The organism is Ciceribacter sp. T2.26MG-112.2 (assembly GCF_900492205.1).
In the GTDB taxonomy this organism is placed as follows: domain Bacteria; phylum Pseudomonadota; class Alphaproteobacteria; order Rhizobiales; family Rhizobiaceae; genus Allorhizobium; species Allorhizobium naphthalenivorans_A.
In genome coordinates this window covers 1-13,466 of sequence record NZ_UEYQ01000022.1, presented here as the reverse complement: position 1 = coordinate 13,466, position 13,466 = coordinate 1, and the positions used below count along the sequence as shown (strand labels likewise).

Here is a 13,466-nt window from a genome sequence, read left to right as displayed (position 1 = left end):
ATGCTAAGGAACGATGATGAACGGTCGAGCCAGGCACATCTATCGGCAAATGATGACAGCGGCATGCATGCTGATGCTGCTGCCCGCACTCTCCGTGCCGGTGATCGCCGACGGCACCGAGGATCGGCCCGGCTTCCCGAGCGTCGAAGCCGACGATGATCACGACGCGGCCCGCCGGGCCGTCGACAGCGGCGAGGCCTTGACGTTGGTGGAGGTCAAGCGGATCGTCAGCCAACGGGTCCCGGGCGAGATCGTCTCCGTCAAGCTCGATCGTGAGGACCATAAACTCGTCTATGAATTCCGCATCCTCACCGCCAAGGGCCGTGTCGTCGAAGCCGAAGTGGATGCGGCGACCGGCACGATCCTCGAAGTCGAGAATGAATGATGCGGCTCTTGCTGATCGAGGATGATCCGCTGATCGCCCGCGATGTCACGCTTCACCTGGAGCGGGCGGGCTTCGTGGTGGTGCATGAAAGCGACGGCGAGGCCGGATGGTTCACCGGCGATGCCGAGGATTTCGCCGCCGTCATCCTCGATCTCGGCCTGCCTGGCATGGACGGGCTGGCGGTCCTCAAGCGTTGGCGCGCCGCGGGACGGCGGATGCCAGTCCTCATTCTCACCGCCCGCGGCAACTGGCAGGAGCGGGTTGAAGGCATCGATGCCGGCGCCGACGACTACCTGACCAAGCCGTTCCAGATGGCCGAGCTCCTGGCCCGTCTGCGAGCCATCATCCGGCGCAGCGCCGGACAGGCCAATCCCGTCCTGCAAATCGGCGACATCGCCATCGACACCCGCACCAACACCGTCAGCCGCGCCGGCCTGCCCGTCGACCTGACACCGCTCGAATACCGCTGCCTCGCCCACCTCGCCCACAATCGCGGCCGCAACGTCTCGCAAATGGAACTGACCGAACAGCTCTATGCCCAGGACTTCGAGCGCGACAGCAATTCGGTCGAGGTGCTGATCGGCCGGCTGCGCAAGAAGCTCGGCAAGGACGCCATCTCGACGCGACGCGGCTATGGCTACCGTATCGGCAAAGAGGACGGCTGATGCAATCGATCCGCGGCCGCTTCCTGATCGTTTCCGCCGCCAGCGTATTTCTCGCCATGGTGCTCGCCACCATCGTCTTCGTTTCGATCTTCACCCGCAACCTGGAGCGGCGCATCGACGAGGAGCTGACAGGCCACATCAACCTGTTCGCCGGAACGCTGCGCTTTGCCCCGGACGGCAATCTCGAACTGCCCGACCGGCCGGCCGACCGCCGCTTCACCGAGCCCTATGGTGGGCTCTACTGGCAGGTGGAGGACGATCGGAGCAAGCGCCAGCTGCGCTCGCCGTCACTTTGGGACTATGTCCTGCCGCTGCCCGCCGACATACATGAGCCGGGCGCGGTGCACCGCTACACGTTGCCGGGGCCGGATGGCGGCGAGCTGATCGTGCAGGAGCGGCAGATCATCGTTGCCGCTCCGGAGGGCCCGCGCCCCGTCCGGGTTGCGGCGGCGATCGACGAAAGCGTACTCGCCGAGGCGCGCCGCGCCTTCACCCTCGACATCATTCCCTTCATGGCCGTGCTGGCCGCCTTCCTCATCGCCGCCTCGCTGGCGCAGCTGACCTTCGGCCTTCGTCCGGTCTCCTCGGTCAGCGAGGGGCTCAATCGCATCCGCGAACGCAAGGCCGAACGGCTGACGGGCCGTTTTCCCAAGGAGTTGCAGGAGGTGGTCGCCGCGATGAACCGGCTGCTCGATGCGCAGTCCGTGATCATCCAGAAGGCACGCACCCGCTCCGCCGACCTCGCCCATGGTCTCAAGACGCCGCTGACTGTCGTTGCCAACGACGCGGCAACGCTGAAGGAGCGCGGCCAGACGGAGATCGGCGACGAGCTCGCCCACCTGGCCGGCGTCATGCAGGCCCATGTCGAACGTGAACTGGCCCGCAGCCGCATTGCCGCCACCGCCGAGCTTCGCGCCTCGGACGCAGACCTCGCCACCGCCCTCGATCGCATCGTGCGGACCCTCAAGCGCACACCGAAGGGCGCAGACCTCGCCTGGCAGGTGGACGTGCCGCCGGCCGTCACGGTGGAGGTCGATCCCCATGACCTCGAGGAACTGCTCGGCAACATCCTCGACAATGCCGTCAAATGGGCCCGCTCGACGATCACCGTCAGTCTGCACCGCGACGAGGGCCGTCCGCGACTGGTGATCGAGGATGACGGGCCGGGCGCCGATCCGGCCGGATTGAAGCAGATGTTAGAACGCGGCGTCCGCCTCGACAGCCAGAAACCGGGAACCGGCATCGGTCTTTCCATCGTCAAGGACATCGCGTCCGTCTACGATCTGACCATCGAGATCGCGAATCGCGACGCCGGCGGACTGCGGGTATCCGTTTCATTCTGACCCGAACCGGGAGCCGGCGGCCGGCACCAGTGCATACCCAAGTGCAGACCAATGAAGGACATGTCGATGATTTACACCCGCCGCAGCCTCATCCAGGGAGGCCTCGCCTCGCTGGCGCTCGGCAGCCTCGCCCATGCGGCGGGCAAGCAGGAAGGCCCAGCCGCCACGGACCTCTCCTTTCTCGTGGTCGGCGACTGGGGAGACGGCCAGTCGCGCGCGACGGCCAGCGCGGTTGCCAGGGCCATGGGAGAAATCGGCGCGCAAAAGGCGATATCCTTCGTCATTTCCACCGGCGACAATTTCTATGAAAGCGGCGTCGACAGCACCGTCGACACCAAATGGCAAACGAGCTTTGAGGAGATCTACAGCGCGCCGTCGCTGCAGGTGCCGTGGTATGCGGTGCTCGGCAACCACGACTATGGCGGCAGTGCTCAGGCGCAGATCGACTATTCCAAGAAGAACCGCCGCTGGAGAATGCCCGGCCACTATTTCGCCGAGAGCAAGGCCTTTGGCGGGTCGAAAGCCGATTTCTTCTTCCTTGATACGCAGCGGATGAAGGGCAACACCCTCATGGAGATCGTGCTCCATCCGGACGCCGAATTGCAGCTCGACTGGCTCGACAGGAAGCTTTCCGCAAGCACCGCGCCGTGGAAGATCGTCGTCGGTCATCACCCGATCTTTTCCGGCGGCCGTCATGGCGACAGCACCTTCCTCGGCCAGCGCCTGAAGCCCATCCTCGACCGCCACGGCGTCTCGATGTACCTGTGCGGCCACGACCATCACCTGGAGGCCCTGCGCTCGGAGCGGGTGGCCTATTTCGTCTCCGGCAGCGGCAGCCGGAGCCGGCCGCCGCGGCCGCATCCAAAGAGCTTGTTCGCCTCGCCGGTGCCGGGCTTCCTTCTCATCGAACTCTCGTCGACGGGGGGTACCGCATCCTTCTTCGACAAGGATGCAGCCCTCGTCTACAGCCAGCCGCTGGCCCTCTGACGCCCACGGGTTTCAACCTTGCCACCGGACCCGAACTTTGCCGCAATGCAAAAGATTCCTTGACTTTCCAAGCCGGAAGGCCCATCTGCAACTCAGCTTTCACCTTCCGGCCGCCGCGTGAGCGGCCCGCGATCGACTTAAAGACGCGAAGAAGGATACAAAGCGCACGATAAAATGGCTGCATGTCGCGGCCCAACGCGCTGGAAAGCTTTTTTCCAACTTACAAGTTCCCAATTCACGCGGGGTTCTTGACGCTACGAGACAGGCAAATCGCAAGGTGCGATTTCGCCCGATGTCGCGTGGCGCCCCGAAAAGGTATTAGAATTGACCAACTTTCTTGAGCTTGGCCTGTCGCAGAACATTGCCGCCACGGTGGCCGGCCTCGGCTACGAAACCCCGACCCCGATCCAGCTGAAGGCGATCCCGATCGTTCTGGAAGGCCGCGACCTGATCGGTCTGGCCCAGACCGGCACCGGCAAGACGGCCGCCTTCGGCCTGCCGCTGATCGAAATGCTGCTGAAAAACCCCACGCGTCCGGACAACCGGACCACCCGCACCCTCATTCTCGCACCGACCCGCGAACTGGTGAACCAGATCGGCGACAACCTGCGCTCGTTCATCAAGAAGACCCCGCTGAGGATCAACCAGGTCGTCGGCGGTGCCTCGATCGGCAAGCAGCAGCTGCAGCTGGAAAAGGGCACCGACATCCTCGTCGCCACCCCCGGCCGCCTGCTCGACCTGATCTCGCGTAACGCCATCTCGCTGCGCGCCGTCACCTATCTGGTGCTCGACGAAGCCGACCAGATGCTCGACCTCGGCTTCATCCACGACCTGCGCAAGATCTCCAAGATGGTGCCAGTCAAGCGCCAGACCCTCTTGTTCTCGGCCACCATGCCGAAGACCATTGCCGATCTGGCCGCGACCTTCCTCAGCAACCCGGCCAAGGTCGAAGTCTCGCCTCCGGGCAAGGCCGCCGACAAGGTCGAGCAGCACGTACACTTCGTCGCCGGCCAGAACGCCAAGACGGAAATGCTGAAGAAGATCCTCACCGACAATCCGGACGGCCGCTCCATCGTCTTCCTGCGCACCAAGCATGGCGCGGAAAAGCTGATGAAGCACCTGGAGATCGTCGGCTTCTCGGTTGCCTCGATCCACGGCAACAAGAGCCAGGGCCAGCGCGAACGGGCGCTCAAGGGCTTCCGCGACGGCGAGATCCGCACGCTGATCGCCACCGACGTCGCCGCCCGCGGCATCGACATCCCGGCCGTCAGCCACGTCTTCAACTACGACCTGCCGGAAGTGCCGGACGCCTATATCCACCGCATCGGCCGTACCGCCCGTGCCGGCCGTGACGGCATCGCGATCGCTTTCTGCGGTCCGGACGAGGGCCGCCTGCTGCGCGATGTCGAGCGCCTGATGGGCATCGACATTCCGGTCGCCAGCGGCGAAGCACCGACCAACCTCAGCCGTCCGGCCCGCCCGCAGCGTCGTGGCGGTGGCGGCGGCGCCCCCGGCGGCAACAACCGCAACCATCAGGGCCAGGGTCGCCCCAAGCATGACGGTGAAGGCCGTCCGGCCGGCAAGCCCGGCCAGCGCAAGGGCGGCAATGGCGGCGCAGGCCGTCCGGCCGCAGCCCATGGCAAGCCGGCCTCCGGTCGCCCGAGCGGCCCCGGCGGCCAGCAGCGCAACCGTCGCCGCGAGGCGTAAGCCTTATTGGCTTGAGACGGATAATTGATTGAAAATCGAACTGGCGCGGCCCCGGCCGCGCCTTTTTCGTATCGGCCCGTCAGTCGCCCTTCACGACGGGCTTGCGATTGGTCAGGTAGACGCCGATCACCACCACGATCGTTCCGACGATCATCGGCACGGTCAGCCGCTCGCCGAACATCAGCGCCGCCTCCAGCGCCGCAAGCGGCGGCACCAGATAGATCAGCGACGCCGCCTTCGACACATCACCGCGCCGGATCAGGTAGAGCAGCAGCGCCACCGCGCCCATCGAAATGCCGAGCACCGACCAGGCAAGTGCTGCGAACAGTTCCACGCCCCAATCCACACGCAGATCCTCGAGCACAAGTGCCGCCGGTACGGTGACGATCAGCGCGCCGACATATTGCAGCGTCGCGACCGCCCTCAGGTCCCCTTCCCGCAGGAAGCGTTTCTGGTAGATCGTGCCGACCGTCACGCAAGCCATGGCCAGCACGTTGATCGCCACCGCATGAAGCGGGATCGAACCGGAATCGAGCGCCAGCACATTGGGCAGGACGGCGATGGCGATCCCGGCAAAGCCGAGAACGAGGCCCAGGCGCTGGCCGCCGGTCAGCGCCTCGCCGACAAGCAAGGCTGCGGCTATGCCGGTCATCAGCGGTTGCAGCCCGGCGATGATGCCGGACAAGGCGGCGGGTACACCCTGGCCGATCGCCCACCAGACCATGCCGAGATAGAGACCGTGCAGGAACATGCCGGAGATGATCGCATGCAGGATTGCTGCCCGGCTTTTCGGCCAGGCCACCCCGGCAATCCGGCAGACCAGGTAAAACAGGACGACGGCGGCACTGTAGCGCAGCACCAGGAAGGTCAGCGGATCGGCAAACAGGCCGGCATATTTCGCCACGACCCATCCCGTCGACCACAGGAGAACGAAGAGCGCTGGGGCAAGGCGACCGAGGGTCATGGGACGTCTCCGAGCAAATCCGGGCTGCCGGAATGCCTCGCGCTTCCCGATCGTTTGGTGACTAGCGGGCCCATGAAGGCGCGTCAAAGGAGTTTTCCTTCCGCAAGCCATCAATTCCGCTGAACCGAGCAGCCTTCAGATTTTTTTTCCGGGCAAATGACGGCTATATTTTAGGCAAGATGCGGAAAGGCAACAGGTCTCCAAACAGGCATTCGTCAACGCCAACGGCGCAAGCGGGCGATACAACCGGGAGACAACAAGAAAACTGATGGAAAATTGGGCGCCTGCCGATTTTTCGCGCCGGCGAAATTCTTCATGTCCGGCCCGCCCGCTCCTTGCATTGGCAAATGGCTTGTATTCAAATGAAAAAAAAGGGGATGGCGCCGTTGGCATTTGACGAAATGATGAATGCGGACAGAAGTCCGCGACCGCCTTACCAGAACTACCATGACTGGTACTCCCAGCAGGACCCGGCCCGACTGATCGCCAAGTCGAGGGATGCCGAAAACATCTTCCGCAAGACCGGCATCACGTTTGCGGTCTACGGCCACGAGGACTCCTCGGAAAAGCTCATCCCCTTCGACATCATCCCGCGCATCATATCCGGCCGCGAATGGCGCAAGCTGGCTCAGGGCATCGAGCAGCGCGTTCTGGCGCTGAACGCCTTCCTCGACGACATCTACCACAAGCAGGAGATCATCAAGGCGGGCCGCATTCCCCGTGAACTGATCGAGAAGAACGTCGCCTTCCTGCCGGAAATGATCGGTTTCCGACCGCCGGGCGGCGTATACACCCATATCGTCGGCACCGACATCGTCCGCACCGGCGAGGACCAGTTCTATGTGCTGGAGGACAATGCCCGCACGCCGTCCGGCGTTTCCTACATGCTGGAAAACCGCGAAACCATGATGCAAATGTTCCCGGAACTGTTCCAGGTGAACAAGGTGCAGCGCGTCGAGGACTATCCGCACCTGTTGCGCCAGTCGCTCGCCTCGCTGGCACCTCCCGGCTGCAAGGGAAAGCCGCGCGTCGCGGTCCTGACCCCCGGCATCTTCAATTCGGCCTATTACGAACACTCCTTCCTCGCCGACATGATGGGCGTGGAACTGGTGGAGGGCTCCGACCTGCGCGTCATCGACGGCAAGGTGAAGATGCGCACCACCCGCGGCTACGAGGCGATCGACGTGCTCTACCGCCGCGTCGACGACGATTACCTCGATCCGATGACCTTCCGCCCCGACAGCTGTCTTGGCGTTCCGGGCATCATGGACGTCTATCGCGCCGGCAATATCACCATCGCCAATGCGCCCGGCACCGGCATTTCCGACGACAAGGCGATCTATTCCTACATGCCGGAGATCGTCGAGTTCTACACCGGCCAGAAGGCCCTTCTGGAAAACGTGCCGACCTGGCGCTGCTCCGAAGCCGACAGCCTGAAATATGTGCTGGAACATCTCGAGGAACTGGTGGTTAAGGAGGTCCACGGCTCGGGTGGCTATGGCATGCTGGTCGGCCCGACCGCGTCGAAGAAGGAGCGCGCCGATTTCGCCGAGAAACTGAAGGCCCGTCCGGCCAACTACATCGCCCAGCCGACGCTGTCGCTGTCGACCGTGCCGGTGCTGGTCAACAAGGGGATCGCCCCCCGCCATGTCGACCTGCGTCCTTACGTACTGGTGTCCGACAAGGTGCGGATCATCCCCGGCGGCCTGACCCGCGTAGCCCTGAAAGCCGGCTCGCTCGTGGTCAATTCCAGCCAGGGCGGCGGCACCAAGGACACCTGGGTACTGGAGGACTGACATGGTCATGCTCGGAAGAACGGCCAACGGCCTCTACTGGATGTTCCGCTACATCGAGCGGGCGGAAAACATCGCCCGCCTGGTCGACGCCGGCCTCAGAATGTCGCTCACCCGCAGCGGCGCCTCCGACGACGACTGGGCCGCCGTGCTCTTGAGCGCCGACGTGCGCGAGGGTTTCGACGCCAGCCATTCCAAGGTGACCGCCGCCGATGCGATCGACTTCCTCCTGCGCGACACGGCCAACCCGTCGAGCGTCATGTCCTGCATCGATTCGGGGCGCAACAATGCCCGCATGGTGCGTACCGCGCTGACCCGCGAGACCTGGGAAGCGACCAACGAGTGCTGGATCGAACTGAAGCAGATGCTCGCCCGCAAGCTGAAATCCGCTGACCTGCCGGAGGTAATCGACACGGTCAAGCGCCGCGCGGGCCTGATCCGCGGCGCCTTCCATGGTTCGATGCTCAGAAACGAGATCTACAATTTCGCCCGCATCGGCACCTTCATCGAGCGCGCCGACAATACCAGCCGCATCCTCGACGTGAAATACTACGTGCTTTTGCCGGCGATCACCCATGTCGGCTCGTCGCTCGACAACATGCAGTGGGAATCGATCCTGCGCTCGGTCTCGGCCCATCGCTCCTATCGCTGGGTCTATGACGGCGAGTACCGTCCGGCCAACATCGCCGACTTCCTCATCCTCAACGGCCAGATGCCGCGGTCGCTCGCCTATTCCTACGAGAAGATCGTCAGCAATCTCGGTTACATCGCCAGGGACTACGGCGAGCGGCTGGCGGCCCACGACACCGCGGAGAAGGTGCGTGAAACGCTGCAATCGACCACCATCGGCGAGATCATGGACCAGGGCCTGCACGAGTTCCTCGACCGCTTCATCGCCCGCAACAACCGGCTCGGCCAGGAAATCACCGAGGGTTACCGCTTCTACAGCTGAACCCAAGCCGGGAATGGACAAGAGATCATGCGCTTGAAGATCACCCATACTACGCTCTATCGCTACGAGGCGCCGGTTCTCTATTCTCTGCAGCGGCTGCGGCTGACGCCGCCGACCTGCCCCGGCCAGCACGTGGAAAGCTGGCACATCACCGTCGACGGCGCCAAGGTCGAGGCGGGCTATAACGACCAGTTCGGCAATCACGTGCATCTGGTCTCGACCGACGGCGAGGCTCATGAGGTCCGCATCGAGGCCTGCGGCGAGGTGGTGACCGAGGACCATGCCGGCGTGTTCGGTCCGCATGTCGGCTATTGCCCGCTCTGGCTGTTCCAGCGCGACACGCCGCGCACCAGGGCCGGAAAGCTGACCCGAGACCTCGTGAGGAACCTGTCCGCCAAGGAGCCGCTGGCGATGATGCACGACCTGATGGGGGCGATCCATCAAGCCGTCGCCTATCGTCCCGGGCAAACCGACAGCGAGACGACGGCCGAACAGGCGCTGGAGGCCGGCCAGGGCGTGTGCCAGGACCATGCGCATGTGATGATCGCCGCGGCGCGCAGCATGGGCATGCCGGCGCGCTATGTCTCGGGCTATCTGAAGATGGACGAGACCATCGCCCAGACCGCCACCCATGCCTGGGCCGAAGTCCATCTGTCCGGCCTCGGCTGGGTCGGCTTCGATGCAGCCAACGATCACTGCCCGGATGCCCGCTATGTGCGGCTGGCGACCGGCCTCTGCTATGCCGACGCCGCACCGGTCTCCGGCATGCGCATCGGCCCCGCCGGCGAGGATCTCGACGTCACCGTTCTGGTCGAATCGAAAGGCCAGCACCAAAGCCAGAGCCAGAGCTGAGCTCCGACCCCAGCACCCGCCCCGACCGGCGCGTCGGGCGTCGACGGCCGTGATCAATGGCGCTCACAAGCCCGGCGCCACCTTGGCGTGCTTCCCTCGGCGCAATCCATGGGGAGAAGGCGGCCGATGCTGTTTGGAAAATCGCTGTTTCAGTCGGTCGTCGAGCGGCTTGCCGAAGAGGCCGAGGAAGCCGATGGTCCGCTGGCAGACCCGGCCTACCGGATTTCCGGCCTGTCGAGCGGATTTGTCGCCGAAAGCGTCGAAGCAGCACCCACGCAGGCCTTTCGCCTCGACGCCTATCTCGCCCTCATGCCGGACCCCGAGCCAGAGAACACCGAGCCGCCGGCCGTTCCCGCGCATCTGGCGCGGCTCACCATAGCGGAAATCACCGAGGATCTTGGCTTGCGCGCCGACGACGACCGGGATGCGCTGGCCGACAAGCGCCGCGCCTTCGCCCGCCTCAACCATCCGGACCGACAGCCCGCTGCGTTCCGCGACAAGGCCACGACGCGGATGAAGATCGCCAACCTTCTGGTCGACGAGGCGATCCGCAGGCTCGGGCCCGCCTGACTTTTCGATATAAGGTTCGATCAGTCGTAGAGACGCTTCAACAGCCCGATCAGCTGGTCGCGCGCCGCCTTGCCGCCGAGCTTGGCCAAGAGCCGCTCCTCGTGCTCCTGCCAGATCGGCATCAGGCCGTCGAGATAGGCGAGCCCCTGTTCGGTGATGTGAAGCGACTGGACGCGACGATCGACCTCGGACTTGCGCCGCGCGACGAAGCCCTTGTTCTCCAGCCCGTCGACGATGGCGACGAAATTGGCCCGCTGGATACCCAGCGCCTCGGCCACCTCGCTCTGCTTGGCGCCCTGGTTGCGTGTCAAAAGCATGAGCACGGCGAAATCGGTCGGCCGCAGCCCCTTGGCGGAGAAGGCCTCGTTGAAATCCTGGAAGACCGAAAGCTGCGCGCGGCGCAGGCGGTAGCCGACGGCATCCTCGATCATCGAAAAATCTATCACGGAGGCGTTGCGCGCCACCTTGCCGGCCTGATCGTCCCTCATGCGGTCGCCATTCTTGTTCTTGTCCCCCCTTTCCAGACAGAAGGCCTCAGCCGAGCACCCAAGCATCTGGAAAACCAAGAATGATTCTATAGCATTGCATCGTCCGCACAAGGCTTCGCCTTAGCCGCCGGGCAGATGTCGACAGATTTCACCGCCGCCCGCCTCGACGCTGCGTGCGGCCCGCGCGGCGCGCGGGCACATGGCCCCGCGACCGCCCGGCAGCGCAAGACTTGCCGCGTCGCGGTGTCGAAACGAAGGACGGCGAATTGCGCATTTTCCGCATTGATGCCGGCGGAAGTCTGGGGTATGACCGCCGAACCGGTTTGACGGCGAGTCACTTGGACCCGCCGACGGATGCACCCGTAGCTCAGCTGGATAGAGTGTTGGATTCCGATTCCAAAGGTCACAGGTTCGAATCCTGTCGGGTGCGCCATTTCAACAAATGATCGAGCGACTTGCCTATCCCAGGCCGGGAGCCTCTGGCTTAGGTTGAGGCGTCAGCGCCCATCACCTCTCATAAACTAGTTCGCCACGCCGTCCCGCCCCTCTATCGTCATCAAAGTGGCCGTAAGAAGCGCTACCAGCTTCTCGCCACCGGCCGATTCGGAAAAGACCTCCGTCTGCGCCAACGTCAGCGTCCGTCCGGACTTAACGACCCGCCCCCTGGCGATGATCCGCTCACCTGCGGCAGGCGCAACCAAGTTTATTTTGAATTCGGTAGTCAACACCCCGGCGCCCGGCGGCATGAGACTGAGCGCGGCATATCCTGCCGCGCTGTCCGCAATGGCTGACACCGCTCCCGCGTGCACGAAACCATGCTGCTGCGAGACAGAGGGGCTTGGTGACAAGGCGATATCAACGGCACCTGGTGCGATGCGCAGTATTGCAGCGCCAAGAGTGCCCATCAACCCCTGCTTGTCAAAGCTGGCTTGAATGCGGGTCTGAAAATCGGGATCTTGCGGGGTAAAGGCGCACATAGATTTGCTCTCCAATCTGAGATGGCACGGTTCTGCACGATGCTCGTCATCACGAGGGTGAAGGTGAGGCGCAAACGCCGGGCAGGCGGCCAGGATTTGCTCTGGCGTCCGCGCCGGCCCTGCAAGCCCTGACCCTTCCGGGGGTTTGCCGGAAGCCAATTCGTTTATGTTACGCGGCCATGGCCGTCGCCTCCGGCATGGCGGGCAGCATCCTTCTGTTGCCGCTGCCCCCGAAAATCTGCCGGGGGTTGCCCCGCAAGCCGGTCGTCGCCGTCAGGCGACAAATTCCTTGCCCAGCAGAGGACGAAGATCGCCCTCGCCGGCATAGCATCGGCAGATCGCAACGATCCGCTCGCGGGTCTTCGCGGGAATCTTATCGCCGCGCCCGGCCACGCCCTTGTTGAGCCTCAGGGCCGCTCCGTTGCGGGTGTCCGCGAAACATGCGGCGATCTGGCCGGCATCGGCATTCTCCGATCCGATGAAATCGGCGATCCTTGTGCCCAACCGCTCCTTGTCGGCAATGAAATCGTCTTCATAGGAAACCCACAAGGGGGAGACCAGGCCGGCCGCCTCGCATTTTTGCCAGGACAGCAGAAATTTCACGTACCAGACGCATGTCGCGTCGGTCAGCATGTCGAAGCGGGCCTCGTCATCGAGCCTCGTATACGTCGCGGGCATGCCGTCGTCGAAGAAGGCCGGGTTTCCGGGCAGGTCGACCGCCCGCCACTGGAGCAGCATGTCGTCGAGGCTGACGAGCGTGTCGAAAATGTTGCGCACCGTGACGATCGGCTTGATCCCGTAGAGCGCGATCTGTCGGGCGAGGAAAGGCGTGCAGCGGATATGATGCTGCGCGACATAGCCTCTCTCATTCAGCCCATTGCGCAGCAAGGCCAAGTCGTCGGTCTCCTGCTCGCGCAAATTGGCGCCCAGCACGGAGCCGGAGTAAGCGCTGTAGGTCGGCGTCGCCAGCGATACCTGCGGAATATCGAGCGCCTTGCAGAGCGCGCCGGCGATGAAGGTCGAGGCGGATTTGGGCGCGCAGGCGACAAGGATATTCGGCTGGCGGGCCCGCGAGGCGGTCAGCCTGGCGCGCATGACGAGTTCGCTAAATTGGTCAAGATTGACGCCGAGCCGACCTGCGCTGAGATCGTCCATGGTCGGCAGATAGAAGGGATGGGCAAAGTTCAGTGCCGCCGCCGCAGCGAGCGCCTGCTGCGGCGGCACACTGCGAATATGATTGTCGGCGTGCAGACGAACCTTGGCCATATCCGGCTCGAGCGCGATCGTCCGCATCACGTCGTAGAGCCCCGGGGCGTGCGGCGTTTCCATCCTGCCGTCCATGTCCATCCTCGTCTTCGTCACCACCAGCCCGTCGATTACTTGATCGTTCGACGAACGCCGACCATGGTTGGCCCATGGACCTTGTACGGGACTTGACGCAACGCCCGAGCCAAGGTCCCGATGGCGTCTCGGCCGGCTCAGCGGGCGGATTCCGCGACCATTGTCACGCAAGGACAAACACGGTTACGTGGCAGCAGACGCGGTGGAAGCGATTCGGTTGGCGCCGACGAGGCTGGCAAGCGGAGAACCCTCCACGCAAAAGAATGCCGACCGACACAACAAGGTGCCATCCATTGCCGCTGAGCCACCTCGAGCTCCTCGAAGCCGAATCGATCCACATCCTGCGCGAGGTCGCCGCAACCTTTTCCCGGCCGGTCATGCTCTATTCGGTCGGCAAGGATTCCTCCGTCATGCTGCACCTGGCGATGAAGGCCTTCTACCC

The 13,466-nt window shown here is 64.0% G+C and carries 14 protein-coding genes and 1 tRNA gene; 11 read left to right on the top strand and 4 right to left on the bottom strand.

What is annotated here, in order from left to right; translation table 11 throughout:
- The first annotated feature begins 67 nt into the window (after positions 1-67).
- The 5 genes from DYZ14_RS19925 (at position 68) to DYZ14_RS19905 (ending at position 5,087) form a co-directional block, all read left to right on the top strand.
- Positions 68-385, top strand: a complete 318-nt coding sequence (locus tag DYZ14_RS19925; protein ID WP_195950052.1) for a PepSY domain-containing protein — start codon at positions 68-70, stop codon at positions 383-385.
- On the top strand, positions 385-1,050 hold the full coding sequence (locus DYZ14_RS19920) for a response regulator transcription factor (protein WP_154722355.1): 666 nt from the start codon (positions 385-387) through the stop codon (positions 1,048-1,050). Before DYZ14_RS19925 ends, DYZ14_RS19920 begins: the two co-directional genes overlap by 1 nt.
- Entirely contained in the window at positions 1,050-2,393 is a 1,344-nt protein-coding gene (locus DYZ14_RS19915; RefSeq protein WP_232365615.1) for a sensor histidine kinase, read from the top strand. Before DYZ14_RS19920 ends, DYZ14_RS19915 begins: the two co-directional genes overlap by 1 nt.
- Before the next feature lie 66 nt (positions 2,394-2,459).
- A complete protein-coding gene (locus DYZ14_RS19910) occupies positions 2,460-3,380 on the top strand; it encodes a purple acid phosphatase family protein (RefSeq protein WP_195950050.1) in 921 nt (306 codons plus the stop codon).
- Positions 3,381-3,704: 324 nt separating this feature from the next.
- On the top strand, positions 3,705-5,087 hold the full coding sequence (locus tag DYZ14_RS19905) for a DEAD/DEAH box helicase (RefSeq protein WP_154722310.1): 1,383 nt from the start codon (positions 3,705-3,707) through the stop codon (positions 5,085-5,087).
- A gap of 79 nt (positions 5,088-5,166) precedes the next feature.
- On the opposite strand, the gene DYZ14_RS19900 is transcribed toward DYZ14_RS19905, so the two are convergent.
- The gene (locus DYZ14_RS19900) at positions 5,167-6,051 is read right to left on the bottom strand and encodes a DMT family transporter (RefSeq protein ID WP_154722309.1); all 885 of its coding nucleotides are present in this window, start codon (positions 6,049-6,051) and stop codon (positions 5,167-5,169) included.
- A 386-nt stretch (positions 6,052-6,437) separates the two neighbouring features.
- Here DYZ14_RS19900 and DYZ14_RS19895 point away from each other — a divergent pair, with 386 nt between their 5' ends.
- The 4 genes from DYZ14_RS19895 to DYZ14_RS19880 all read left to right on the top strand — a co-directional run bounded on the left by DYZ14_RS19895 (position 6,438) and on the right by DYZ14_RS19880 (position 10,218).
- Positions 6,438-7,847: a circularly permuted type 2 ATP-grasp protein gene (locus tag DYZ14_RS19895; protein ID WP_115672412.1), complete on the top strand. Its 1,410-nt coding sequence runs from the start codon at positions 6,438-6,440 to the stop codon at positions 7,845-7,847.
- Positions 7,848-7,854: 7 nt separating this feature from the next.
- Entirely contained in the window at positions 7,855-8,796 is a 942-nt protein-coding gene (locus DYZ14_RS19890) for an alpha-E domain-containing protein (protein WP_154722354.1), read from the top strand.
- 27 nt (positions 8,797-8,823) lie between these two features.
- Positions 8,824-9,648 carry a transglutaminase family protein gene (locus tag DYZ14_RS19885; protein WP_154722308.1) on the top strand — a complete coding sequence of 275 codons (825 nt, stop codon included), beginning with the start codon at positions 8,824-8,826 and terminating at the stop codon, positions 9,646-9,648.
- Positions 9,649-9,774: 126 nt separating this feature from the next.
- Positions 9,775-10,218 (top strand): hypothetical protein, encoded by a 444-nt coding sequence (locus DYZ14_RS19880; RefSeq protein ID WP_154722307.1) that lies wholly within the window; start codon positions 9,775-9,777, stop codon positions 10,216-10,218.
- A gap of 20 nt (positions 10,219-10,238) precedes the next feature.
- Here DYZ14_RS19880 and DYZ14_RS19875 read toward each other — a convergent pair whose 3' ends face one another.
- Entirely contained in the window at positions 10,239-10,706 is a 468-nt protein-coding gene (locus tag DYZ14_RS19875) for a MarR family winged helix-turn-helix transcriptional regulator (RefSeq protein ID WP_154722306.1), read from the bottom strand.
- Between the two features lie 356 nt (positions 10,707-11,062).
- Here DYZ14_RS19875 and DYZ14_RS19870 point away from each other — a divergent pair.
- Positions 11,063-11,139 (top strand) — tRNA-Arg (locus tag DYZ14_RS19870).
- 88 nt (positions 11,140-11,227) lie between these two features.
- On the opposite strand, the gene DYZ14_RS19865 is transcribed toward DYZ14_RS19870, so the two are convergent.
- Together DYZ14_RS19865 and DYZ14_RS19860 are read right to left on the bottom strand one after the other, a co-directional pair.
- Positions 11,228-11,683, bottom strand: coding sequence for a PaaI family thioesterase (locus DYZ14_RS19865; RefSeq protein WP_154722305.1), 456 nt, complete (start codon positions 11,681-11,683; stop codon positions 11,228-11,230).
- 273 nt (positions 11,684-11,956) lie between these two features.
- A complete protein-coding gene (locus tag DYZ14_RS19860; protein WP_154722304.1) occupies positions 11,957-13,024 on the bottom strand; it encodes a hypothetical protein in 1,068 nt (355 codons plus the stop codon).
- Positions 13,025-13,287: 263 nt separating this feature from the next.
- On the opposite strand from DYZ14_RS19860, the gene DYZ14_RS19855 reads away from it, so the two are divergent.
- On the top strand, positions 13,288-13,466 hold a 179-nt coding region (locus DYZ14_RS19855), incomplete at its 3' end, for a phosphoadenosine phosphosulfate reductase domain-containing protein (RefSeq protein ID WP_154722303.1).

Bases quoted from the DNA above. Each gene is read 5' to 3' on its own strand.
- DYZ14_RS19920 (WP_154722355.1), top strand. From the start codon at position 385: ATGCGGCTCTTGCTGATCGAGGATGATCCGCTGATCGCCCGCGATGTC.
- DYZ14_RS19865 (WP_154722305.1), bottom strand. From the start codon at position 11,683: ATGTGCGCCTTTACCCCGCAAGATCCCGATTTTCAGACCCGCATTCAA.
- DYZ14_RS19890 (WP_154722354.1), top strand. From the start codon at position 7,855: ATGCTCGGAAGAACGGCCAACGGCCTCTACTGGATGTTCCGCTACATC.
- DYZ14_RS19885 (WP_154722308.1), top strand. From the start codon at position 8,824: ATGCGCTTGAAGATCACCCATACTACGCTCTATCGCTACGAGGCGCCG.
- DYZ14_RS19900 (WP_154722309.1), bottom strand. From the start codon at position 6,051: ATGACCCTCGGTCGCCTTGCCCCAGCGCTCTTCGTTCTCCTGTGGTCG.
- DYZ14_RS19875 (WP_154722306.1), bottom strand. From the start codon at position 10,706: ATGAGGGACGATCAGGCCGGCAAGGTGGCGCGCAACGCCTCCGTGATA.
- DYZ14_RS19860 (WP_154722304.1), bottom strand. From the start codon at position 13,024: ATGGACGGCAGGATGGAAACGCCGCACGCCCCGGGGCTCTACGACGTG.
- DYZ14_RS19915 (WP_232365615.1), top strand. From the start codon at position 1,050: ATGCAATCGATCCGCGGCCGCTTCCTGATCGTTTCCGCCGCCAGCGTA.
- DYZ14_RS19910 (WP_195950050.1), top strand. From the start codon at position 2,460: ATGATTTACACCCGCCGCAGCCTCATCCAGGGAGGCCTCGCCTCGCTG.
- DYZ14_RS19880 (WP_154722307.1), top strand. From the start codon at position 9,775: ATGCTGTTTGGAAAATCGCTGTTTCAGTCGGTCGTCGAGCGGCTTGCC.
- DYZ14_RS19925 (WP_195950052.1), top strand. From the start codon at position 68: ATGCTGATGCTGCTGCCCGCACTCTCCGTGCCGGTGATCGCCGACGGC.